Origin of the sequence: Staphylococcus sp. GDY8P94P, assembly GCF_017892255.1 — a bacterium.
Classification (GTDB): domain Bacteria; phylum Bacillota; class Bacilli; order Staphylococcales; family Staphylococcaceae; genus Staphylococcus; species Staphylococcus cohnii.
Map to the genome: position 1 here is coordinate 202298 of NZ_JAESKU010000007.1, position 25509 is coordinate 227806.

At 32.2% G+C, this 25509-nt stretch carries 25 protein-coding genes and 1 tRNA gene; 1 reads left to right on the plus strand and 25 read right to left on the minus strand.

The genetic code is table 11. From position 1 onward, the window contains the following. Positions 1-389: 389 nt before the first annotated feature. The 20 genes from KA926_RS04335 to bshC all read right to left on the minus strand — a co-directional run bounded on the left by KA926_RS04335 (position 390) and on the right by bshC (position 22228). Positions 390-1307 (minus strand): RluA family pseudouridine synthase, encoded by a 918-nt coding sequence (locus KA926_RS04335; RefSeq protein WP_192946765.1) that lies wholly within the window; start codon positions 1305-1307, stop codon positions 390-392. 12 nt (positions 1308-1319) lie between these two features. Beyond that, the gene (gene lspA / locus KA926_RS04340; protein ID WP_019469324.1) at positions 1320-1796 is read right to left on the minus strand and encodes a signal peptidase II; all 477 of its coding nucleotides are present in this window, start codon (positions 1794-1796) and stop codon (positions 1320-1322) included. Positions 1797-1932: 136 nt separating this feature from the next. Further along, complete coding sequence (locus KA926_RS04345) at positions 1933-2727, minus strand: VOC family protein (RefSeq protein WP_210143646.1); 795 nt, start codon at positions 2725-2727, stop codon at positions 1933-1935. 309 nt (positions 2728-3036) lie between these two features. Then, the gene (gene ileS / locus KA926_RS04350; RefSeq protein ID WP_192946766.1) at positions 3037-5787 is read right to left on the minus strand and encodes an isoleucine--tRNA ligase; all 2751 of its coding nucleotides are present in this window, start codon (positions 5785-5787) and stop codon (positions 3037-3039) included. Positions 5788-6026: 239 nt separating this feature from the next. Next, positions 6027-6641, minus strand: coding sequence for a DivIVA domain-containing protein (locus KA926_RS04355; RefSeq protein WP_192946767.1), 615 nt, complete (start codon positions 6639-6641; stop codon positions 6027-6029). A 133-nt stretch (positions 6642-6774) separates the two neighbouring features. Then, the gene (locus tag KA926_RS04360; protein ID WP_210143652.1) at positions 6775-7545 is read right to left on the minus strand and encodes a YlmH family RNA-binding protein; all 771 of its coding nucleotides are present in this window, start codon (positions 7543-7545) and stop codon (positions 6775-6777) included. A gap of 106 nt (positions 7546-7651) precedes the next feature. Then, positions 7652-7942 (minus strand): YggT family protein, encoded by a 291-nt coding sequence (locus KA926_RS04365; protein ID WP_107385915.1) that lies wholly within the window; start codon positions 7940-7942, stop codon positions 7652-7654. A 12-nt stretch (positions 7943-7954) separates the two neighbouring features. Next, positions 7955-8536, minus strand: coding sequence for a cell division protein SepF (locus KA926_RS04370; protein WP_192946768.1), 582 nt, complete (start codon positions 8534-8536; stop codon positions 7955-7957). A gap of 5 nt (positions 8537-8541) precedes the next feature. Continuing rightward, entirely contained in the window at positions 8542-9216 is a 675-nt protein-coding gene (locus KA926_RS04375; RefSeq protein WP_107383719.1) for a YggS family pyridoxal phosphate-dependent enzyme, read from the minus strand. 18 nt (positions 9217-9234) lie between these two features. After that, on the minus strand, positions 9235-10023 hold the full coding sequence (gene pgeF / locus KA926_RS04380) for a peptidoglycan editing factor PgeF (protein ID WP_192946769.1): 789 nt from the start codon (positions 10021-10023) through the stop codon (positions 9235-9237). Between the two features lie 237 nt (positions 10024-10260). Further along, positions 10261-11427, minus strand: a complete 1167-nt coding sequence (ftsZ, locus tag KA926_RS04385; protein ID WP_019469315.1) for a cell division protein FtsZ — start codon at positions 11425-11427, stop codon at positions 10261-10263. Positions 11428-11456: 29 nt separating this feature from the next. Then, positions 11457-12872, minus strand: a complete 1416-nt coding sequence (gene ftsA / locus KA926_RS04390; RefSeq protein WP_210143647.1) for a cell division protein FtsA — start codon at positions 12870-12872, stop codon at positions 11457-11459. A gap of 105 nt (positions 12873-12977) precedes the next feature. Further along, complete coding sequence (locus tag KA926_RS04395; protein ID WP_192946771.1) at positions 12978-13868, minus strand: cell division protein FtsQ/DivIB; 891 nt, start codon at positions 13866-13868, stop codon at positions 12978-12980. A gap of 14 nt (positions 13869-13882) precedes the next feature. Beyond that, the gene (gene murD / locus KA926_RS04400; RefSeq protein ID WP_192946772.1) at positions 13883-15232 is read right to left on the minus strand and encodes a UDP-N-acetylmuramoyl-L-alanine--D-glutamate ligase; all 1350 of its coding nucleotides are present in this window, start codon (positions 15230-15232) and stop codon (positions 13883-13885) included. Position 15233: 1 nt separating this feature from the next. Next, a complete protein-coding gene (gene mraY / locus KA926_RS04405) occupies positions 15234-16199 on the minus strand; it encodes a phospho-N-acetylmuramoyl-pentapeptide-transferase (RefSeq protein WP_107383714.1) in 966 nt (321 codons plus the stop codon). A gap of 202 nt (positions 16200-16401) precedes the next feature. Further along, on the minus strand, positions 16402-18684 hold the full coding sequence (locus KA926_RS04410; protein WP_192946773.1) for a penicillin-binding protein: 2283 nt from the start codon (positions 18682-18684) through the stop codon (positions 16402-16404). After that, complete coding sequence (gene ftsL / locus KA926_RS04415; protein WP_019469309.1) at positions 18665-19069, minus strand: cell division protein FtsL; 405 nt, start codon at positions 19067-19069, stop codon at positions 18665-18667. Before ftsL ends, KA926_RS04410 begins: the two co-directional genes overlap by 20 nt. Before the next feature lie 14 nt (positions 19070-19083). Further along, on the minus strand, positions 19084-20019 hold the full coding sequence (gene rsmH / locus KA926_RS04420) for a 16S rRNA (cytosine(1402)-N(4))-methyltransferase RsmH (protein WP_192946774.1): 936 nt from the start codon (positions 20017-20019) through the stop codon (positions 19084-19086). Positions 20020-20033: 14 nt separating this feature from the next. Further along, the gene (gene mraZ, locus KA926_RS04425; RefSeq protein WP_046208714.1) at positions 20034-20465 is read right to left on the minus strand and encodes a division/cell wall cluster transcriptional repressor MraZ; all 432 of its coding nucleotides are present in this window, start codon (positions 20463-20465) and stop codon (positions 20034-20036) included. Positions 20466-20614: 149 nt separating this feature from the next. Next, complete coding sequence (gene bshC, locus KA926_RS04430) at positions 20615-22228, minus strand: bacillithiol biosynthesis cysteine-adding enzyme BshC (protein WP_210143648.1); 1614 nt, start codon at positions 22226-22228, stop codon at positions 20615-20617. Positions 22229-22503: 275 nt separating this feature from the next. On the opposite strand from bshC, the gene KA926_RS04435 reads away from it, so the two are divergent. Beyond that, positions 22504-22944 (plus strand): N-acetyltransferase, encoded by a 441-nt coding sequence (locus KA926_RS04435; protein WP_192946776.1) that lies wholly within the window; start codon positions 22504-22506, stop codon positions 22942-22944. Positions 22945-23097: 153 nt separating this feature from the next. On the opposite strand, the gene KA926_RS04440 is transcribed toward KA926_RS04435, so the two are convergent. The 5 genes from KA926_RS04440 to KA926_RS04460 form a co-directional block, all read right to left on the minus strand. Further along, the gene (locus KA926_RS04440) at positions 23098-23784 is read right to left on the minus strand and encodes a YjjG family noncanonical pyrimidine nucleotidase (RefSeq protein ID WP_210143649.1); all 687 of its coding nucleotides are present in this window, start codon (positions 23782-23784) and stop codon (positions 23098-23100) included. 166 nt (positions 23785-23950) lie between these two features. Further along, positions 23951-24085 carry a beta-class phenol-soluble modulin gene (locus KA926_RS04445; protein ID WP_192946778.1) on the minus strand — a complete coding sequence of 45 codons (135 nt, stop codon included), beginning with the start codon at positions 24083-24085 and terminating at the stop codon, positions 23951-23953. Positions 24086-24132: 47 nt separating this feature from the next. Further along, positions 24133-24267, minus strand: a complete 135-nt coding sequence (locus KA926_RS04450; protein ID WP_019469302.1) for a beta-class phenol-soluble modulin — start codon at positions 24265-24267, stop codon at positions 24133-24135. Between the two features lie 30 nt (positions 24268-24297). Further along, complete coding sequence (locus KA926_RS04455) at positions 24298-24432, minus strand: beta-class phenol-soluble modulin (protein WP_019469301.1); 135 nt, start codon at positions 24430-24432, stop codon at positions 24298-24300. An 846-nt stretch (positions 24433-25278) separates the two neighbouring features. Further along, a tRNA-Arg gene (locus tag KA926_RS04460) sits at positions 25279-25352 on the minus strand. Between the last annotated feature and the right edge of the window lie 157 nt (positions 25353-25509).

Consider the following 25509-nt stretch of genomic DNA (forward strand, 5'->3'; position numbering starts at 1 on the left):
CCTCACATCTTCAGAAGACATGAGGTTGCGTAATAAAATATTACAAACAAATCGCAGAGACATTTCTGAATTTCAGATGATTTCTCCATCATAACCCATTTTGTGTTTGTGATTACGATTTTTATCGCGTTTACTAAAAAACTACGATGGCTTTTAGCTATTTTTGTGACTAAAATGCTTTGTTTGTATATTCTATTTTCATTACATGTCTTCGAAGCCTCTCTGGACTTTCAATTAAAGACGTTCGTTCTTTATTAAACTGTCATTATATTATCATGAATAACATATTGTTGCAAGTCTATATTAGAATATGATTCGATTTGTAAAAGCAATCGCTTCAATTCAAACATCATGGTATGACTTTCAATTTGTCATATAACTTAGCCTTATTAATTATCAGATTTACGAATATCATTTAAAAGTTGTTCAAAATCATCTGGTAAAGGTGAAGTCTTTTCAATGTAGTCTTGTGTAACTGGATGTTCAAAACCAATTACTGCCGCATGCAATGCTTGACCACCAATATCTAATGTTTTCTTCTGACCATATTTTGGATCTCCTACTAATGGATAGCCAATATATTTCATATGCACACGAATTTGGTGGGTACGACCTGTTTCTAACTGACATTCTATTAAAGTATACTTATTAAAATGTTCTAATACATTAAAGTGAGTGATTGCGTCTTTACCATCATCGACCACAGCCATAGATTGACGGTCATTTTTATTTCGACCAATAGGTGCATCAACAGTACCATAATCATGTGGAATGTTACCATGTACTAATGCAATGTATTTACGCGTGACTGATTTATCTATCAATTGTTCAACTAAACTACGATGTGCAATATCGTTTTTCGCAATCATTAATAAACCTGAAGTATCTTTATCAATACGATGTACAATTCCCGGACGTATTTCACCATTTATACCAGATAAGTCTTTCATTTGATACATTAAACCATTTACTAATGTACCTGTATAATGACCTGCAGAAGGATGTACTACCATACCCTTAGGTTTATAAACAATTGCGACATCATCATCTTCATAATAAAAATTCAGATTAAGATTTTCCGGCTTAATATCTGCCTCAACAATTTCTTTTTCAGTTACTACAATTTTATCATTTAGCTTAGTTTTATAATTGGATTTTATCACTTTATCATTGACTTTAACTAAACCTTCTTTAATCCAATCTTGTATTTGAGTACGTGACCATTCAGCATTAAACTCAGGCAAAAGTTTATCTATTCGTTGTCCTGCGTTAGCTGGGTCTTCTATGTTAAACTCATGAAACTCCATACACTATCTCTCCTATTCTTCTGTCCTCATATCCCTTAACAAAGCGATTATTACTAAAACGACGCCTATAGTTAAACTCGAATCAGCTACGTTAAATATTGGAAAATTATAACTAAATATATAAGTATCAACAAAGTCTACAACTTCACCGTTTAATACACGGTCAATAAAGTTACCTAAAGCACCAGCAAACAATAAACTTATAGCAATTTGCATCAATAAATTATGCTTCGCTTCTTTTATAAAAAAGACAATGAGTATAATCAGAATAATGACAGTTATGATATAGAAAAAAGCCATTTTTCCACTTAAAATCCCCCATGCTGCACCATTATTTCTATGTGAAGTGATACTCAAAAAATTAGGGATTACTTCAAATGAGTCACCAATTTGCATTGTTTTAGTTATTATAAATTTTGTGATTTGATCTAATATAAGTATAACGATTGTTATAAATATAGAAGTACCAATATAGTACTGACGTTTCATGTCTGTACCTCCTATTTATTCTACGTGCGGTCGATTTTTACAACAACTCTCATTATATCCTAATCAAACTTATAAAAAAAGTTACAGTTCAAATATTAAGTTATTTTTTTGAAACATTATTCAAATAGACATTATTTTAAAGTACAGAATAATAATTAAATCTAAACTGAATACCGTCGGGACCAGTCAATAATTTATGTGTTGTTTCTGGAAAGTGAAAATCTACGCATGCTAGACCATAAGTTTTATGATTTTCTATGCGTTTAACACTTGATAACCAATTATTCACTACAAGATGTTGATGATAACCATTTGAAGCCAAATATACTGCACTCTCTGTTTCTACAGAAGATGGTACCAAACCAAAGTAATTTTTATAATATTGTTTAACTCTATTTAACCGAATTGTTTTTAAATTAATATATCCGATAATACTGTCATCAGGAATGCCTTGCCATTTCTCATCTGAGACATATATTAATAATTTAGGTACATTTAATGGTTTTGTTTCTAAAACTGCTTTTTCATTTTCAATAGACCATTCATCAATTGGATTGTCTACATAAAACTCTAAACCATTTCCTTCAGTATCTTCTAAATATAATGAAGTTGAAATATCATGTTCTCCACCGTTGATTGGTATTTTATATTCACTTAATTGTACAAGCAGGTCTGCTAAATCTGTTTTTGTTGGTAATTTAATAGCTAAGTGAAATAAACCTGCTTCTGAAACAAGTGGTTCTCTTCCTATATTTATTTGATTAAGTGTCATGAAGTGATTTAGATTTCCAATCTCATATTGAATCGTAGAATATGATTCATTCACTACATTTAATCCAATTATGTCTCCATAAAATTTTTTCATTTCATCTTTGTCTCTCACATTTAATATAATGCCATTTACAAAATGCGCACTTTCGTTATGGAACATATTTAACACCTTTCTAATTACTTATTGCATTCATTATATATGAATTGTTCAATTTTAAATTTCAATATGCTCATTTTAATTTAAAAATTGGATTTGCTAAATAACTCGCTTAAGTTATTTATATTAGAGAAAAGAAAACCTGGGACATCGCAACGATGTCTCAGGTTATTCAAAAATATTAGTCAAAAGTTGTTGTAATGTTTAAAATACATATCGAATTTAATTCAATTCAAATATGCTGGAACAAAACTGTGGAATATTTTGTTAATACAGTTATCGCCATGCTCCTGCATTTTCATTTATAAATATTTAAACAAGTGTTTTAACAACTGCTTGACAACGTGGGCATAGGTTGTCTAGTTCGCCTACAGAACCTAATGTTTCACTATAATTCCAACAACGTTCACATTTTTCTCCGTGAGCATGTTCAATGTGGATATCACCGTATTGATATGCTTCTCCATTTTCAACTTTATCAACTACCTCTGCTTGTGAAGTAATGAATAGTTGTTGTAAATCAGAAAATTGTTGTAAAAACGTAGTTGCATCAAAGTTATCATTACTACCAATTACTACTTTGGCTTCTAATGATTTTCCAATTACTTTTTCATTACGTGCAACTTCTAAAGCTCGGTTCACATCGTCACGTAATTTCATAAATGTATTCCATTTTTCCATGAATTCAGCATCAACAGCGACACGTTCAGGCATGCGTGATAAATGTACACTTTCTTCCTCTACATGTGGAATATGTGACCATACTTCTTCAGACGTATGTGCAAGAATAGGTGCTAATAATTTCGTCATGTCTACTACAATTTGGTATAACACAGTTTGCATACTACGACGTTTATGTGCATTTTGCTCTTCTATATATAAGATGTCTTTACCATAATCTAAATAGAAATTACTTAGTTCAACGTTAATGAAATTTTGTAATTCTTGATATATATCTAAATAATCATAGTTATCATAATTGTCTAATGTGTTCGCAGTAAATTCACGTAATCTATTTAATAAATATTTATCTACTTCTAATAAATCAGATTCTGGGACTGCATCTGTTGACGGATTATAATCATTTAAATTACCCAACATAAATCTTAGTGTATTTCTAATTTTACGATATACATCAGAAGTTTGTTTTAAAATTTCATCTGAAATACGCACATCTGATAAATAATCAACACTACTTACCCAAAGACGTGCAATATCTGCACCTTTCTGTTTTACTATTTGATCAGGTACGATGACATTGCCTAATGATTTACTCATTTTTTTACCTTCGCCGTCCATTACGAATCCATGTGAAAGTAACATTTTGTATGGTGAAATACCTCTCGTAGCAACAGATGTTGTAATTGAGGAGTTAAACCAACCACGGTACTGGTCACTACCTTCTAAATATAAATCAGCAGGATAAGATAATTCCGGGCGCTCTTCTAATACACCACGATGTGATGACCCTGAATCGAACCAAACATCCATGATATCTGTTTCTTTTGTAAATACACCATTCGGACTGCTTGGATGTGTGAATCCGTCAGGTAATAAATCTTTAGCTTCTCGCTCAAACCACACATTTGAACCATGTTCTTGGAATAAATCTGCAACATGATTAACAGTTTCTTTAGTCATAATAATGTCGCCGTTTTCCGCATAAAATACTGGTAATGGCACGCCCCAGACACGTTGACGTGAAATAACCCATTCTCCACGGTCTCTTACCATGTTGTAAATACGAGTTCTACCCCAATCAACCTTAAAGTGTGTATTTTCGATTGCATCTAAAATATCTTGACGTACTTTATCAATAGAAGCAAACCATTGTGGTGTTGCACGGAAAATAACAGGTTTCTTAGTACGCCAGTCATGTGGGTAACTATGTGTCATGAATTCTAATTTCAATAATGAACCATTCTCTTTTAATAAATCTGTAATTTCTTTATTGGCTTTATCGTAGAACATACCTTCAAATTGACCAGCTTCTTCTGTAAATACACCTTTATCATCAACAGGGCTGATAACAGACAAGTTATATTTTTGGCCTACAATAAAGTCATCTTCCCCGTGTCCAGGAGCCGTGTGAACACACCCTGTACCAGCATCTGTTGTAACATGTAATCCATTAATCACTAGTGACACACGATCAGCAAATGGATGTTGTGTTTCGATGTATTCTAAGTCACTACCTTTGAATTCTTTTTCTAGTTCAATGGCATCTTCGTCCCATTCTAATGCTTCAGCAACATTAGCTACTAAGTCTTTACCGATGATGTATTTGTCACCGTTCACATTATATTGACCATAAACTAAATCTGGGTGTACTGTGATTGCAACATTAGATGGTAATGTCCAAGGTGTAGTAGTCCAAATAACGAATTTTGCATCTTCAGCAACAACACCTTTACTATCTTTAACATCAAATGCGACATAAATAGATGGCGAACGCTTATCTTGATATTCAATTTCTGCTTCAGCTAATGAAGATTCACTAGATGGTGACCAATAAACTGGTTTTTTACCTTTATAAATAAGTCCTTTATCAGCCATTTCACCAAACAAACGAATTTGAGCTGCTTCATATTCTGGTTTTAATGTTATATATGGATTAGCAAAATCTCCTTTAACACCAAGGCGTTTAAAATCTTTTTTTTGATTTTCAATTTGTTCTAACGCAAATGCTTCACATTTTCTTCTAAATTCAGCAATTGATAATTCTTTACGCTTAACACCTTTTTTAGTAAGTGCTTGTTCGATTGGTAATCCATGTGTATCCCAACCTGGAACATATGGTGTATAGAAACCTTGCATTGTTTTATAACGCGTAATAAAGTCCTTCAAAATTTTATTTAACGCATGTCCCATATGTAAATTACCATTTGCATATGGTGGGCCATCATGTAAAATGTAATGTTCATTATCTTTGTTTTTTTCTAATGCTTTTTGATAAATATCATTTGCATCCCATTCTTCTTGAATCTTTGGTTCTTTATTTGGTAATCCTCCACGCATTGGAAAATTCGTTTTTGGCATTAATAACGTATCTTTGTAATCCATTTCCTACACTCCTTATTACAATATTCTGACTTGTCTAGTATCTAACAATAAAAAGAACTCTAAGTTCAATTAACAGGGACGATATTTACCGCGTTACCACCCTGATTAACTCAACTTAGAGTTCTCTCATTGCATATTATTCAATTAAAACGACAGTGATATAAGAAACAAATATATATTAGGCTCGCACTATCCCTAACTCGCTTGAATATATCGACTGTTTCTTACGCGTCTGTTGTTTATTGTTTATTCTCATTATTTGTTGCTTCTGCATCCGCTTCTGCTGCACTATCTGCTTCAGCTTTTGCTTTCATCGCTTTTTCTTCTTCAGTTAATTCATTTTCATTTAAATGATTAATGTTCTCTTGCGTTACTTGTTCAGAATCAAGGTCATAATTCAATAAATAATCCCAATCATCATTTTTAAGTAAATCTAACTGTGCTTCTACTAACATACGGAAACGAGATCTAAATATTTTAGACTGACGTTTCATATCTTCTGTTTGGAAAGAAAGTCGACGAGCTTTTTCAACTGCATCATTGACAATACGATCTGCTTCACTTTTCGCTTTTGCAATTGTTGCCTCTGCATCTTTATTTGCTGCTGCTTTCGTTTCTTCTCCAGCTTGTTTTGCTTGAACTAATGCATCACTCACTGATTGATGCACATCTTTATAAGATTGAATATTCGTTTCTTTATCTTCAACAACTTTTTCTAATTGTGCTTTATCTTCTTTTAAACGTTCAATTTCATTACTGAGTTGTTCTAGATAACTTTCAACTTCAGTTGGTTCAAAACCCGTTTTAACACGAGTAAATGATTTGTTTTTTATTTCACTTGGTGTAAAAGCCATGCGTCATTATCCTCCTTTTATCATACACTATTTTGTTATTTCATTAAATATCAGAAATAAAATTTATTTTATATAGTATCATTGCTAATTTTAGTCGTTAAAATTCGGTTGTTTTACACTTTATAAGTATAACTTATTTAAATAAAGTTTTGTAGGAAATTCGTGTTTTATCTTTTTTTGTTTTTCCACCGATATCAACAACCATTGCTCTTCCGTATCCTTGAATAGACAGTAAGTCACCTTTGTCCAGTTGGAAATCAGCAGAATCAATGATCGTATGATTAACTTTAACACGTTTCTTTACAATTAACTGTTTGCTAATAGAACGAGATTTACGAATCATTTCTTTTAGAACGACATCTAAACGTAAACCAGATACGGTTGTCTCAAATGAGTGCCAGTTCTCTTTTGATTGTATCATATCTTTAATTGGTATCGCATTTAGTTTAACTGTAGCGCCTTTAATTTTATTTAATTCCAATATAATATATGATTCTAATTGCTTTGTCAAAGTAAATTGTATACTTTCATCTACCACAATGTCACCTAATTGGTCTCTTTCGATACCTAATGACATGATTGTACCCAGTACATGTTGATGTTGAAGTGTGACAAATTTTTGAGGATAATCAATTTCAAAAAGAATAATTTCAAAATCTTCCACTTCAGGTTGAAAGTAATCTGGTGCTATGATAGCTCTTTGTCTCTCAGCAAATGGCCCTCCATAAAATGTAACTTCTAAATCTTGAAAACTACCAACTATGACATTTAATATATATTGGCCTCTGGGATCTAAAAAAGAAGTTAACACAGGCGCAAATTGTTCATTGGCACGATAACACTTATCGATAAGTTGATCGATTAATTCATGCTCTTCTTTTCTAAAATGTTGATAAATATCGATGTGATTTCACTCCAAATATAAGTTAAAGCACCTCTCGTTTTTAACGTTAGGTGCTTAACATTTATTTTAAACTTTATTCAATTACTATTTATTCTCAATACAAAACTTACACTAAATTTCTTAAAATCAAACTAAAAATATTTGCCAAGCCAGTTTGGAATAATACAAGTACAATTATTGCAACAATTGAAGAAATATCAATCATGCCAATAGGCGGAATAATTTTACGGAATGGTTCTAAAAACGGCTCATACAATTTTGATAAAAATCGACCGAATTTATTTTCCCGCGCACCTGGAAGCCATGACATAAAGAAATACACAATCATTCCAAAGTAATAAATTTTGACCAAGAATAAAATAAATTGAAATATATTTGCTAATAAACCTATATCCATGAATGTTTACCTCTATTCACCTTGGTATTCCATATTTTCAATTTGGTCCGTTATGCTTCCTGCGACTTCAACATTATCTGGCGTACATAAGAATATATCAGAACCTACACGTTGAATGTCTCCACCAATTGCATAAACAGTACCGCTTAGAAAATCGATAATTCTTTTTGCAGACACTTTATCAATACGTTGTAAGTTTACTAAAGTTGCTCTGCGATTTTTTAATTCATCCGCAATATCTTGAGTATCTGAAAAGACGCGTGGCTCAAATAAACACATTTTAGAACTTTCTTGCGTAAATCCATAATTATTTTGTTCTTGATTATTCATGTTCACAACGTTCCTAGTATTATTTTTAGGTGCACTGTTACTCATTTGATACTTCCTTTCCCCTGTTGATTGTTGTAATCTTGTTGGTTGTTTTTTGGGTACGGACTGTATACGTTGTCTTTCTGTATTTTCAGTTTGTTGATTATTATAATTTGTTTGAGACTGTGCTTGTTGTCTATCTTGTTCTTCTTCGGGTGGCGCTTTTAAATCATCATCTTCCTCTTCAACTACGAAAAAACCACTAAATAAATCTTTTAAAGCCACGGGGCTCACTCCTCTTTTCCTACAAGTTTAGTCCCAATTCTCACAAATGATGCACCTTCTTCAGCTGCTAAATGGTAATCATTACTCATTCCCATTGATAACTCTGTGCATGGTGCATAATTTAAATTGAGCGCTTTAATTTCATCTCTTTTTGCTCTTAATGATTTGAATAAATCTTTGATGTACGGTTCATCGTCCGTATATGGTGCCATTGTCATAAGACCAGTAATTTCTATGTTTTCATATTGCTCTAAATCTTTAATAAACGTATCTACTTCATCTAATGCGATGCCTTGTTTTGACGTTTCTCCAGAAACATTTACTTGAACAAAACATTTCACTTTATGTTCAGCTCTTTTATTAATCTCTTTCGCTAATTTCAGACGATCTAAAGCGTGAAAATAGTCGATATCATTGATTACCTCTTTAACTTTTCTTGTTTGTAAAGAACCGATAAAATGCATGACTACATCGTCTGGTAAGGCTGCTTTTTTTTGTTGAAAACCTTCTAAACGATTTTCACCAAAGTGTCTAATACCTGCTTGGTAAGCATCATTAGCTCGCTCTATTGTAACATATTTTGTCACTGCTATCACGTGTGGGACTGTTGTAATATTTCCTTTTTTACAATGTATGTCCAATTGATTATTTATTTGCGTTAAACTTTGCTGTACATCCAATTTTTATACACCTCTTAGTTATTGACCAATATAAGCTAACATACGACCAGTATTACCTTTCTCTACTCTATATGAAAAGAATAAAGTTAAATCTTCTGAAGTAGCATAATCTGTTATATAAATATTATTTTGGGGAACGCCACCATACGCTAGCAACATAGCATTTGCTTTTTTTAAGTCTATACCGTGACGGTTTTCTGCTCTCGTCTCAATATATTGATGTGAATCTATAGGTAAGCGCTCAAATTTACTTTTAATATCATCATTAATTTCATATGAAGTTGCTGTTGCTGGTCCTATAACAACTTTTAAATCATTAAAATCAAATGGTATATGTTTTAACATTTGGTTGCCTATTTGTCCTACTGTACCACGCCAACCCGCATGAGCCAAACCAATAAAATCATGCTTTTCGCTGTAAAAATAAATTGGTACACAATCTGCATAACACATGGTTAATAATATATCTTTTTCAAATGTATACATACCATCTATACCATGTAACGCATTAGAAAGTCTATCAATATTTGTACCCTTATCTTTGTTAGTAATTTCAACCACTTTATTTTCATGTGTTTGAATCGGAAAAACCCATTGATTTGTGGGAAACTGAATTACAGAAGCAAGTAACATTTGATGCTTTGTAACATTATCTTGATCATCATTAATATATCTTGCCATGTTAAATGCATTTTTCGGGTAATTACTAAATCCATCTTCTCTTGTTGTTATACCCAATTTCACATTGTTTAATTGATTGTCATCATATTTTAAAATATGTCGATCTTTGATAAATTTCTCTTGCATGTCATAAACCTCCAGCTATTCAACATTTACAAACTATCTAAAGTCATTGGGAGATTCTAAATAATTGGAAACTATATTTTGCTCCAAAACGAAGTATTTCATATCTAATTATATGCCAATTTCTAAATTCAAAAAAGTCATCAGATCTTTGGACCTGATGACATCTATATGTTTTATGTTGTCTTAATTAATATTAATTATTATGAAAAACTAACAGAAGAAGAAGTTCATTCGAGATTAACGTCTAGTTCTTCTAGAACGTCTTTCTTCACGATTTCTAATAAAGCTAGGAATATCATCTTCATTTGTAGTATGTGTTCTACCTTCATTTGCACTATCTGTAGATTGTGATGCACTAGAAGAGAATGAATCTTCTTTTGCAGTTGTACTTCCAGATGATGCACTATTGCCGAATCCAGTATTTGAAGCTTTGCGACCTTGAGATGAAGGTTTATCTTCAAACCCAGTAGCAATTACTGTTACCACGATTTCATCTTGTAATTCTGGATTAATTACAGTACCGAAAATCATATTAACATCTTCGTCTGCTGCATCTTGTACAATATCTGCTGCTTCCTGTGCTTCGAATAATGATAATGATTCTCCACCAGTAATGTTCATTAACACACCTTGTGCGCCCACAATAGAAGTTTCTAATAATGGTGAAGAAATAGCTTTTTTAGCAGCTTCTACTGCACGGTTTTCGCCAGAAGACACACCGATACCCATTAACGCAGAACCTTGGTTCGACATAATTGTTTTAACGTCTGCAAAGTCAAGGTTAACTTCACCTGAAACAGCGATTAAATCTGAAATACCTTGAACACCTTGACGTAATACATTGTCAGCTTCTTTAAATGCTTCCATCATTGGTGTAGACTTATCAACAATATCTAATAAGCGGTCATTAGGAATTACGATTAATGTGTCAACAGCAGCTTTCATTGATTCTACACCAGCAGCTGCTTGTGTTTGACGTTTACGGCCTTCAAATCCGAATGGACGCGTAACAACACCAACTGTTAACGCTCCCATTTCTTTTGCGATTTTCGCTACAACTGGCGCAGCACCTGTACCAGTACCGCCACCCATACCTGCTGTTACGAAAACCATATCAGCACCTTGGATTGCATCTTCAATTTGTTCACGCGATTCTTCGGCAGCTTTTTTACCTATTTCAGGGTTTGCACCAGCGCCTAAACCACGTGTTAATTTTTCACCAATTTGGATTTTAGACTCAGCTTTAGATAAGTTTAAAGCTTGTCCATCCGTATTGATAGAAATAAATTCAACATTATTCATACCATGATCAATCATTCGGTTAACAGCGTTATTTCCGCCGCCCCCTACACCGATGACTTTTAACGTCGCTAAATGATTAAATCCTTGTTCAAATTCTAACATTTAAATTTCCTCCTAGTTTTAGTGGCCAATCAATCGAATAGAGATTTCATAAGTTTCTTGAACTTACTTTCTTCTTTGTCTTGAGGTTTACTTTCTTGTTCTTTTTGTTCTTGTTCTATGTTGTCTTCAGGTTCGTATGCCTCAGACGCTTCTGGTTCTTCTATATCAGAAGTTGATGTATGTGGCTCTTCTTGTTTGTTTGATTTCTTTTTGAACCAATCAAATCCGCTTGACTTCGTACTATTTTCTCGATCATTTGATTCTATGACTTCTTCTTCAAATTCTTCACTGTCATGATTATTAATTGTAACATAATCTAGTAATTCGTCGAAAGTAATGCTACTAGAAATCGTTGAAATCGCTGAAGAAAACTCTGGTTTTCTTATGCCCATTTGTGATGGTGTATGAATTCTTACTTTTTCACTTACCATATCTTGAAGCAATTCTTTAACGCCTAGTAAATTAGCTGAACCACCAGTTACAACGAAACCTCCATTTACCTTTGTAAGACCTAACTCTTGTAATACATCAAACACATTGAAGAATATATCTTCCACACGTGCTTCTATTACATCTGCTAAATCTTTTTGAGTAAATTGCGCTTCTTCTTCACTATTTACTTGGTCAATAGTGAATACATCATGATCAGAAGCTGAATCAAAGAAAGCGTGACCATATTGATGTTTAATTTTTTCAGCCGTTTCATATGATGTATTTAAACCTTTTGCAATATCTTCTGTTATATCTCTACCAGCCATCTCTATAGCATCAGCATCTACGAGCTCTCCTCTTTCGTAAAATGCTAATTGTGTTATATCTTCACCTATATCAATGATGCATGCACCAAGTTCTTTCTCTGTTGCTGAAAGTACTGATCCATAGTTATATGCATCAGAATAAACATCTAATACATCTACACCACAAGATTCTACACATTTAATCATGTTTATTAAGATTGATTTTTGAATGGCAATGACACCAGCTTCTACTTTCAAACTGTGTCTAGCAATGAGTTCTTTAGGATCTGATACTTCATTTTCGCCATCTACAACAAATTTAATTGGGAAAGCGTTTATTATTTCTGTTTCGGGTACATCATTTTTTTCACGTATACCTTCCAGTACACTTTCAATGTGTGTACCATCTAGTTCAGTATCTTCATAAAATTCAATTTCATTTGATTCATCAAATACCTCAGTACCGATAATTGGAAGTTTTAAAAACACTTCTTTAACATCGACGCCTGATGCAATAGAGGCTTTTTTGATTGTATCTTTAACCGCTTGTTTTGCGATGTCGAAATCATCAATAAGACCATTTTTTATACCACTTGTGTAGGTCTGTCCTGTACCTATCACATTTATTCCATTGTGAAATTTTTCGCCCACTATCGCTTTAACACTTGACGAACCGATATCTATACTTACATAATAATGCTCTTCCATAGATAGGCACCTCCTGACAATTACTTATTCATGTTCACACTATTAACAGTTTACAATACGTTTTGACGCTTGTGAACTATAAACACATGTATTTGTCTAAATTTTTTAATTATTTTTGTCTGATTCTTTATTTATCTTATTTAATGCACTTTGCAACTCGTCTTTAGCCTTATCTTCCTGTGTATTTCCTTTATCAACGTTTTGATCACTCGTTGATTTAGTCGTACTTCCACCACTATAAGGAATGAAAGAAGCACCAACTGACAAATCAATATAACCTGATTTTTTTAAACTTCCTGATTCATCACGTTCTAATGATTGTGACATTTGAGGATAATACTTCATTTTATTACCAATAGTATTTAAGTTACCTACAATTTGAATCTCATCTGTCGTAAATAATTTGATTTGATTTTGTAAATTTTCCTGTGGATCATATTGCACTTCTGCAATCATACCTCGAACTTTTGCAGGCATTTTTGATAATTCTTGTATCATTTTTTCTTTTTTCTCTTTTTTGAATCCTTCAAGTACGGGGCCATCATCTGTTACATTACTATCTTCATAATTTTCTAACTCTGTGCCATCTTCAAGAATGGGTACATAATCATCCTTCTTTTTAACTAAACCAACGATTTGACTTTCTGTCACTTTAACCTTCAACTTATTCGGTAATACTTTAGTCACTTCTGCATGTTTTATTAATTTATTCTTTTTTAAATTCTTAACAGCTGTTGAAGTACTATAGGTATACATTCTTGAATCATCTTTCACATCAATAGCTTTTTTAATAGAAGTTTTAGATACATTATCATTGCCTTCAATGGTCACTGAGTTGATTTTACTTAATGGTGTGAACATATAAATAAGAATCAGCAAAATGATAAATAACAAAATACCGAAAATCGCGTATTGGATTTGTTTTTGTTTTTTACGCCGCTTTGCACGTTTCTCTTTTAAATATTCAGAATCAAATTCACTAACTTTATCTGACATTTATTTCACAACCTTTAAAGTGAAGGTAAATGCGCTTGGAAACTCTTTATAAACTTATTCCCGCGCTCTTCGAATGTATTGTATTGATCCCAACTTGCACAAGCTGGCGATAATAATACAACGTCATTAGGCTCAATAATTGATTGTACTTTATCGACTGCATCTGCTACATCAGTAGCCTTTATTACATATTTGCCTTGATTCTCGCCTAATTTCACAAATTTATCTTGTGTTTCACCAAAAGTTACCATCACTCTGACGTTATTCATATATGGAATTAATTCATCAAATCCATTTCCTCTGTCTAAACCGCCACACAACCAAATAATAGGTTGTTTAAATGAATTAAGCGCAAATTGCGTTGCTAAAGTATTAGTAGCCTTAGAGTCATTGTAGTATTTATTAGTTTTGTTTGATCCTACATATTGAAGCCTATGTTCTATACCTGAAAATGTTGTCAAACTATCTATAATTGCTCTTACAGAAATACCTGCTAATAATGCAGCTAATACGGCAGCTAGTATGTTTTCTAAATTATGTTCACCAGGTAGTACTAAGTCATCTTTATGAATAAGTCGGAAACCTTTAAACGTAATATAATCATCTTTTACATAGATACCATCAACCTCTTGCTGTGTTGAAAAATAATATACTTTTGCTGTTAAAGATTCAGATTCAATCAAATGGCGTTGATGATAATTACATATTAAATAATCATCTTCTGTTTGATTTTTATATATTTGTTTTTTGGCATTTTGATAATTCTCTAAATTTTCATGATAATCCAAATGTGCCGAATAAATATTTGTAATAATTGAGATATGTGGTTTATATTGATCAATCCCTAGTAATTGAAATGAAGATAATTCAGTTATAAGGTAATCCTCTTCATCTACTTCTTGTGCCACTTTTGAAGCAACATAACCTATATTGCCAGATAATTTACCAGTAATTCTACTTTTTTTAAACATATCTCCAATTAATGAAGTTACCGTTGTTTTTCCATTTGTACCTGTAACACCAATAATAGGTGCTTTTGAAACTAAATAACTTAATTCCACTTCAGTAAGTATTTGTAATCCTCGGCGTTCTGCTTCTTGAATCAACGGAACAGTATAAGGTATGCCAGGGTTTTTAAAAATCAGTGGCTCATTATCAAGTAAAGAAAATGGGTGCTCCCCACCAACAACTTTGACCCCCATATTTTCTAAATCAATTGCATGTGCATCTCGACTTAAATCCTTGCCGTCGTTGACAACGACATTTGCGCCAAGTTTTTGTAATAATTTCGCTGCTTCATATCCGCTTTTTGCCAATCCTATTACTAATACATCTTTATTTTCTAAACCTGTATATTTTAGCAATTTAATTCACTCCAATCCATAAGCCAATAAGACCTGAAATAATACCAACTGTCCAAAATACAGTAACAACTTTTCGTTCATTCCAGCCGACTAACTCAAAATGGTGATGTAGTGGTGACATTTTGAAAACTCTTTTCCCTGTAAGCTTATATGATGTAACTTGAATCATAACTGATAATGTTTCAGCTACAAATACAAAACCAATAAAAATGAGTGACAATTCTTGGTTTAGCATAATTGAAATCGTGGCAAAGATACCACCTAAAGCTAAGCTGCCTGTATCTCCCATAAATACCTTTGCAGGATTTAAATTAAACGGTAAGAATCCAAGTAACGCAAAAATCATGATAATACAAAACAAACCAATGGAATTAGCCCCTTGGATATAAGCCATTAATGCATACATAATAAATCCAATAATGGAAAGCCCTGTAGAAAGTCCATCTAATCCATCCGTTAAATTCACTGCATTAGAAAAACCAACTTGCCAAAATACAATGAAAATTACATATGCAATAGATAAAGGTACTTCTAAACCTGTAAATGGAATATGAATGCCAGTTGAAAAGTCTGTTAAATTAAACACTTGGCTTAATATGAAGAAAATAACCGCAATAGCGATTTGAGCAAGAAATTTTTGTTTACTCGTTAAACCTTGATTATTTTTTTTAACAACAATGATGTAATCATCTATGAAACCAATTAACCCAAAACCAATCGTCACAAACAATAATAATATAATCGGATTCGCATTATCCATAAAAATAATCGCTAATATTGAAGTGATAATAATACTAAGTAGGAAAGTTAACCCACCCATAGTCGGTGTACCTGTTTTTTTCATATGACTTTGAGGGCCTTCTTCTCTAATACTTTGTCCAAATTTCATTCTTTTTAGTGTTGGTATCAATACAGGGACTAATATAAATGTTATTAGTAATGCAATGATCGCTAGTAAATAAACCATATTATGCTCCTTTAATATTAAATTGGATTAATGTCGTTAATGCTAGGTGCAACTTATAAATCATATGTAACGAGGCAGTATTTATGTTTTAAATCTACAAAATTATATTTTGTACTAAACATTTAAATTACTACCTCGCATCAATTTCAAATTATACATTTTAACATGTTTTACCATTGACGTCAGAAATAAAATAATTTATTTATTCACTTTGTTTGTCACTGCTTGAATCTGAGTTGTTATCATCATTTTTGTCAGTATTGTCTTTGGATGTTTCTTTTTCTTTAGATGACGTGGTTGATGATTCACCATTAATCGCTTCAGCAGATAACGTCACTTCTACTTTATCTTTTTTGTCAATTTTTTGTCCTTTATTAACAGATTGATTTGAAACAAAACCACTACCTTTTGTAGTCACTTTTGTTTGCGTCAATGTTTCAAAGGCAATCACTTCTTCTTTTGTCCAACCAGTCATGTCAGGCATTGTTATATCCCCATCTGTCAATAGGAGTACCTTACTATTTGGAAGCACTTCCTTATCAGGTGATACTGATTGTTTTACAACTTTATCTCCACTTCCTATGACTATTGGATCAAGAGATTTACTATTCACCTTATCTTGTGCTTTTTGTGTCTCCTGACCTTGAACATCTGGTACTTTACTATACTTCACATCAGATTTATCTTTAGAATTTTTATCTCCAACATTTAAGTATTTTAACGTATTTTCCATAATAGGTTTAAACGCTTTACTTACACCCATTTCGTAGGCTTCTTGATCATTTTTTTGTGCTAAACTCATACCAGCATAAACAATTACTTCTGGATCATCTTTAGGTGCGTCACCAATAAAGCTTACAAAATATGGATTTTCACCTTGAACATAACCACCATTATCAGAGTCAGCAACTTGTGCTGTACCTGTTTTACCGGCTACGTCATAACCATCAATTTGATAGTTTTTAGCGTGACTGTCTTCACTGTTTACAACTTTATCTAATTCGGTACGAACTTTCTTAGCAGTGTCTTTAGTAATTGGTTTTCCTGCAAACTCTTTTTTACCTTTATAAAAAGTATCATCAGTAACAGGATTACTCACACTATCCACAAACCATGGTTGCAACATTTTACCTTCATTATTAAAAGCTGATTGCGCTCTTAGCATTTGAACTGGTGTTACGGTTGTAGATTGACCAAATGAAGATGTTTTTTGCTGTGCTTCATTATCCCAGGCAATACCACCTGTAGATTCACCATCAAACATGCTATCGGTAGATTTACCAAAACCAAATTTTTCATACCATTCTTTCATCTTATCTGAACCAACTAAATCTTGTAAGTGCATCATTAAAGTATTTGAAGAATATGTGAAACCAGTAGACATTGAGATTTCTCCCCAACCTACTTTGTTCCAGTCAGATATTTTAGATCCCATTACTTCTCTAGGTTCAGCAGTGTATTTTTTATCTGGCTTAAATTCACCTTCTTGAATTGCAGCCGCTAATCCGTAAGATTTAAAAGTTGATCCAGGTTCATATGTGTTTTGGTATAAATCATTTGCCCATTTTTTACCGAAATTTTTACCAGTTTCTGGGTTGAAAGTTGGCCTTTGACTAAATGCCAAGATTTCTCCAGTTTTTGCATCCATAACTACGGCAAATAAATCTTTCGGTTTATAATGTTCAACCATGCCATCTAACGCTTCTTCAACGAAAACTTGTATGTTTGAATCAAGGGTTAAATGGACGTCATCTCCACGTTTAGGTACTTTTTCTTTTTTGGTATTTGGTGCAATATAGCCCCAAATATCATGTATATATGATAATGCACCTTTTTGACCTGAAAGATAGCTATCAAATATTTTTTCAACGCCTAAAGCACCTTTTAATTCTCCGCTATCAGGATCTTTTTGAGCAATTCCTATCAAATGAGATGCAAAGTTTCCATTAGGATAAAATCTTTCGGTTTCTGGATATAACGTCACACCAGGAAGGTTCATTTTTTCAATTTTTTCTTTCTCTTGATACGTTAAATCTGTGCCTTTTTGACCAAATTCAACTTGAAAGGCTTTTTTATTATCCAGTTTTTTTTCAATTTCTTTTGCTGACATATCAATCACAGTTGCAAGTTTTTTGGCAGTTTCTTTTTTGTCTGTCACATGCTTAGGTTTATCGCTGCCTTCACTTGCTTTTTTGTCTACAACTGCCACAACTTTATAACGTTCCACATCTTCAGCTAAGACTTTGCCATTTCTGTCATATATCTTACCTCTTTCTGGTTGTTGTTGTGTATTTACTAAGTACTTTTCATTCGCTTTCATAATTAGATCTTCACCAGAAGAGTGTCCTGTCAACATAATATACGAGTATCTTAAAACCAACGTAAAAAAGAGCAGTCCAAATCCAAGGATGAGTAGGACTGCCCCTATTTTACTTTTTTTAATTAAAAACTTCGGTTTTTTTAATTTAATTCTTCGCTTCGCCATTATTACGCACTACCTTTACATTATCGTTCTTAAGGCTCATTCCATCTTTTTTGGCCTTATCGTAAATGCGTTCATATGAGGAGTTCTTTTTAATTTCAGATTTTATTGCGCTGTTTTCACTAGATTGTTTTTCAATTTTTGTATCTAAATCTGCAATTTTTTCTCGAGTTTCATACGCATCCATTTTTAAAGATAGCATATAAATACTTATTAAAGCAATTACTGTTATAAGTCCTATGTATAACATCTTTTCAAACTTAGTTAGCTTGACAATTACTTTACGCTTAACTGTCTGGGGTTGACTCTGGGGATGAGGCGACGGTTGCGTTTGTGGTATATGCTGCTCTGCTCCACTATACGGTTGGTATATTTTCTCTACTGCCACTCAAAAATCACTCCTTATTTTAGTATTTCAGCTATACGTAACTTGGCACTACGCGCTCGATTGTTTTCTTCTAAATCTTCATCTGTAGCAAGGATTGGTTTTCGGTTAACTCGCTTCAATTTAGGTGTATAAGCTTCTGGTATGACAGGTAAACCTCTAGGAACTTCGGGACCTTTTTCATACTCTTGAAACATTTGTTTACATAGTCGATCTTCTAACGAATGGAATGTAATCACAGATATTCTTCCGTCCACTTTCACCAAATCAATCGCTTGTTCTAACGAATTTTCAAATGCAGATAATTCATCATTAACAGCAATCCTAATTGCTTGAAAAATTCTTTTAGCAGGATGCCCACCTTTTCTTCTTGCCTTAGCTGGGATACCTTCTTTAATAACATCTACAAGTTCTAAAGTTGTTTCAATTGGCTTTTGTGCTCTGTTTTGTTCTATGCGTCTTGCAATTTGTTTTGAAAATTTTTCTTCACCATAGCGATGAAAAATTCTAACTAATTTTTCAAACGACCATTCATTCACTACTTCATATGCTGATAATGATTGTGTTTGATCCATACGCATATCTAATTTCGCATCATTATGATAACTAAAACCTCTTTCAGGCACGTCTAATTGTGGGCTAGACACACCTAAGTCATAATAAATGCCATCTACTTTTTCAATATTTAAATCATCTAAAATTTCAGTCAATTTTCTAAAGTTGCTGTGCACGAAGGTAACTTTATGTATATGGTCTTTCAATACTTCTTTTGCATTTTCAAGTGCTGTTGTGTCTTGATCAATTGCAATAAGTCTACCTTCGTCTCCAATTTGATTTAATAAATAGAGGGCATGACCTGCTCCACCTAATGTACAGTCGACATATATGCCATCTTCTTTAATATTTAAGTAATCTATAGTTTCTTCTAGCATAACGCTGACATGATGAAACAATTTAACGCCTCCATTTAAAAATCAAAATCAATTAAGTCTTCGGCAATATCTTCAAAACTATCTTCTGATTCATCATAAAAATCATTCCAAGTTTCTCTATCCCAAATTTCTATGCGATTTGAGACACCTATTACCGTACATTCCTTACTTAAATTGGCATATTTCCTCAAATTCTGAGGAATATTAATACGCCCTTGCTTATCTAATTCTACTTCGACAGCTCCTGAAAAGAACATACGCATAAATTTACGCGCATCTTTTTTTGTCATTGGTAAGGTTTTCATTTTCTCTTCAATTACTTGCCATTCTTCTAAAGTGTAACCAAATAAGCATTTATCAAGGCCTCGGGTAATTATAAAACGCTCATTTAGGTCATAGCGAAATTTGGAAGGAACAATCATACGTCCCTTAGTATCCAATTGATGCTCGTATTCACCCATGAACATTTATAATCACCTCACCTTCTTATATATATAATTTACCACATCTCACCACTATCCTCCACTAATTATACAAATTCCACCAAAATTTCTTGAAATATAGAAAAAAACACCCGATTCATCTTAATGATGAATCGGGTGTTCCCATTGTCGCTCTAAGGTTTTATAAATATATGATCAAATGTGTATGAAAGTGGTGGATAGGTGGAGGGACTAAACACATCTATCCCAAAATCATTCATAATTTGAAGTGGATTCCATATTCTTTCTTGTAATCCACCCATTGGATGGAGTGTTTTACTTAATATATCAAAATGTTTCATGCTAATGTCATTTTGTCTTTCGATATTTAATAAGTACCGTTTTAGCAAGTAATCAAATTGTTTTTGATGAATTTCATTATTTTTGTTTAACAATACTTTATTATCATGATTGTCTGTAACTTCTGCTTGAAGAGATTGAAATAGATCCTTTTGTTGTTCTTTAAGTGCTTCAATTTGTTCTATAAAAGATTGTGACGCTTTGGATCTAATAAACTGTGCTTTGTCTGCCCCGATTCCCTTTTCAATGATGTCATTACAGTTCAATTGATAACGTGCTAATAACTTTTCAATTCTATCATTTATATAAGTAATTCTTAATCGTGGTAAAACGATAGGCATAGATACTTCTAACGTTCGAAAAACTTCACTTAATTCTGTCCAATATTTAATTTCACTAGGACCGCCTATAAAGGCTACTGTATTAAATAGCCACTCTTCCATTACTGGCCTTGTAACGACATTATTAGAAAATCTTTCTGGTTCTGTTTCTACTATATTAAGAAGCTCTTGTTTCGAAAACGACTTCTCTGATTTATTTAAATAAAATCTCCCATTTTCAAAAGTTAATAGTTGTCTTACACTCTTATCATGCATGAACAAATGCACATTCGTCTCTGTCTGTATCATTTGCTCCAAGCCATCAGCCATCGTTTGAGCTTGCGTTTGTCTAAAGGCATCGTCAACAGAATGATGCTTTTCAATCATGTTTCTAAACATCGGTTTTTCTAATTGACGCAACGCTTTATCATTTGCATCTATCAGTAATAATCCATAATGTTTGAAAACTTCGTGTAATAACGCTTTAAACATGTCAGTCCAACTATCATAATGATCAATAATATTTCTACACATGTTTAATAATTTTGAAGAAGCCTCAGTTTCTTTTAGTTCTTTAAAAAATTGATTTAACGCTTTATGTAACGCATCTTTATCTGGCAAATACTTTGAAACACTAGACTCTGGTGGTGTCATTGTACTATATCTAATTTTTTGTAAAGTTGCCTTGTGCTCGTTAAAAACATAAGTATGATTTACTTCATCAAAATCATGATCTTCACCCGCAATCCAAAAAACAGGGACAACGTGCGTATCGTAATCTTTTGATAGTTTTTCACTTAATGTAATAATTGAAAATATTTTATGGAACGTGTATAAGGGCCCACCAAACAAACCGGCTTGCTGGCCTCCGATCACAACTTTCGCACCGTTACTAAGTGCTTTTAAGTTATTATTTTGTTGATGATCTAATGTTAAATCACCCATGTATGCTTCAATGATTTTAGCTAGCGATGCTTCTCTTCCGTTATTTTCTATAAGCAGTCTTTTTTTATAATCATGTTTATTCATCGCATCAAAATGATAATATTTAGCTAAAGTTGAATCACTATTTTTAACATTAGATATAAATTGATCTTTTTCATTAAGTTTCGTTGTCATACAATCCATTCGTAATTCTCCTTACGTTACTCTATTCCTATATAGTATAAAGTTTATATTCAACATTGACAATTTTACGGCTTATAAATTGATTGGAAATTATTATAAATATGTATAAACTTCGTTGTCCAATATTTATACAAGTTATCAGCACTTTACATTATATAAAAACAATGAGCAAATTAATATCGTTATTTTACAAAATGTTTTAAGCATTCATTTTTGTGAAATATTCAATAAAATAAGGTATAATAGTTAGTAATAAAGCAAAGGGGGAAGCTAAAGTGAGTAATGTTAAACGACTAGATATTAATTACAAAACCGACGAATTATTTGAAGATTTTAGAAACTTCGGAAATGAAGATTTATATTTAGTAGATGAATTACGTGGTGAAATGATAGACGCTAGTTCAGACTCACCATTTTATGGCATATATGTTGGTGATAGGTTGGGCGCTCGTATGGCTTTATACCGTAAAGGAGAAGTTGAAGATGTATACTTCTCAGATTTTGATGATTATAACATTTTATGGAAACTAGAAGTTTTACGTGATTTCCAAGGTCGTGGTTACGGTAAAGCGTTGTTAGATTTCGCTAAGGAACAAAGCCAACCTATTAAAGTTATTGCACGTAATCAATCAAAAAATTTCTTCATTAAACATGGATTTAAAGATATTGAACAACAAAATAAAGATGGTCACGATATACTTATTTGGACACCTTAAATTTACATCCAATACATTTAAAATAATACACTCATTTTTATAATATAGTAGATACTTATTAATAAAGTAAACTTTTTTCATTTCTTGAATGATTATTAACATAATATGAAGCGTGAATTAAAATCAATTTTCTGATTAGAATTCACGCTTCTTTTATTTTGCTATATCTAACAATTGATCAAGCGATTCGATAGTATAATCGGGATTAATTTCTGTGTTGTTTATTTTATTTCTTGGATTAAACCAACATGTTTTTATCGCAGCATTTTTCCCACCTAAAATATCTGATGTTATTGAATCACCAACAATCATTGCATGGTCCCTTTTATCATGACCAATTTCATTAAACACAAAATCAAAAAATTCTGGCATCGGCTTTTGATATCCTGTTTGCTCAGATACATAAACACCTTTAAACCAATTTCCCATTTTTGTTTTTGCTATGCGTCTTTCTTGCGTTTCTAAAACACCATTTGTAACAATATATAGATCATGTGTATCTTTGAGCATTCTCAACGTTTCCACCGTATTCATAAAATACTTTATTGGAGCATTTGCGAGTTCATCTCGAAAGATTACGTCTGCTTCTTCCCCATTAACATTGATTTGATGTAAATCAAAATACACTTCAAACCTTTTACTTAAAACTTCAGTTTTTGATAATTGGTTTTGTTGAAATGCTTCCCAATGCGCTTGATTTACAGTCATAAATTGATTTAAATCATCTTGGTTTGTCTCTAAATTATATTTTTTTGTAAGTTGATGAAATGCATAAGCTTCTGCGTCATGAAAATCAACAATTGTATCGTCAAAATCAATAAGCAAACATCTTTTATTCATAGTATTTTCTAACCCCTTAATGATATCTTTTAATAAACTATGTCAGTTATGTCCTCGTCTATGTATAAACATAGCCGAATTTTATTTCATCATACCATATTTCATATCTCAGCAAACAAAAAAGGCCAAGGTTATTACCTTGGCCAGTCCGTCATAGAAATTTATATTAGAATCCGAATAATTTACTTACTAAACCTACACCGTTTTCTACGATGTCTACAATACTAGTACCTAATTTAGCACCATCGCCTGCAATGCCAGCTTGTACTGTATCTTTAATCGCATTAAATAAACCTTCCATTATAAACACCCCTCACTATATTTTTAAAATAAGCTAAGTACTCAATTTTAAAATCCGAAAAGTTTACCTAGTAAACCTACACCGCTTGAAACGATATCTACAATACTTGTACCTAATTCTGAACCGTTACCTGATTTTGCCGCTTCAACTGTGTTTGCAATTGCTTCTGCTAATTTAGTCATAATTCATTTCTCCTTTATTATTTATTTATATTAGAATCCAAATAATTTACTTGCTAAACCTACACCGTTTTCTACGATGCTTACGATACTTGTACCTAATTTAGCACCGTCCCCTGCTATGCCAGCTTGTACTGTATCTTTGATTGCGTTAAATAAACCTTCCATTATAAACACTCCTCATTATATGATAGATGCTTATGACTGTATTTTATGCTTTAAACGATACTGTTATTTTTTTATTTAATTAAGTATCGTTTGTTATCTATAACTATAAGACATTCACATATAAAATTGTGTTTTATTTCATACTTCATTAAATAATAGTAAAAACTGTAGTGAAAAACACATCATCTTACAGTTTTGAATGCTCAACTGTATTTTGCGCAATTTCATGTTATGCAACTTAGATGAAAGTCTTTAATTATAATATATATATATACAATTAAACTTACCGAATAATTTAATGCTAATTAAGCTTGTTATGTAATATATCAATTTTTTAATACGAAAGGTTTTTATTAATTTTATAAGTAACATTAAAAATGCGCCACTTCAAATTGAAGTAGCGCAAACGCAAAATAATCATTAAGTTATATATTAAATACCACTTATTGGTAGACTGAAACATATGTTAATGTCTCAATTATCTATAAACAATTTCAGAACCTTACAAATTTAGTTGATTAAATATTAAGTGACAATGTATTTTAATTGTTATAGCCTAATGATCAAGGGAAAGTTTAAATTCACTATATAAAATAATACTTTTTGACATAATTTTCATATATTATAATGATCATTCACTTTATTCAATATCCAATTTCATCTGTAAACTTACTTTTGCAATGTGCTGATTAACTACATTATGATTTTATTAAACAGTATGTTTGTATCCACTATGTGTGTCAACAATATGTAAATAAAATTCAAAGCAAAATAAAAAGACTGCTGATATATCAGCAGTCTAGTCAGTTAATGCATAAATTTATTTATGTATTTTAACGCTTTTAGTGTCCTGGGAGGGATTCGAACCCCCGACCGATGGCTTAGAAGGCCATTGCTCTATCCAGCTGAGCTACCAGGACATTATCTTTTGAACACAAGAATAATTATATCTAACTTGCACTGATAAAGCAATACTCTATCCCTTAAAAATAAATATGATTTTTCACTATTGTAAACTTTTTATCATAATATTGCTAATTTATTTAAATTCTTTAAATGATAAAGTCCGTATAATTG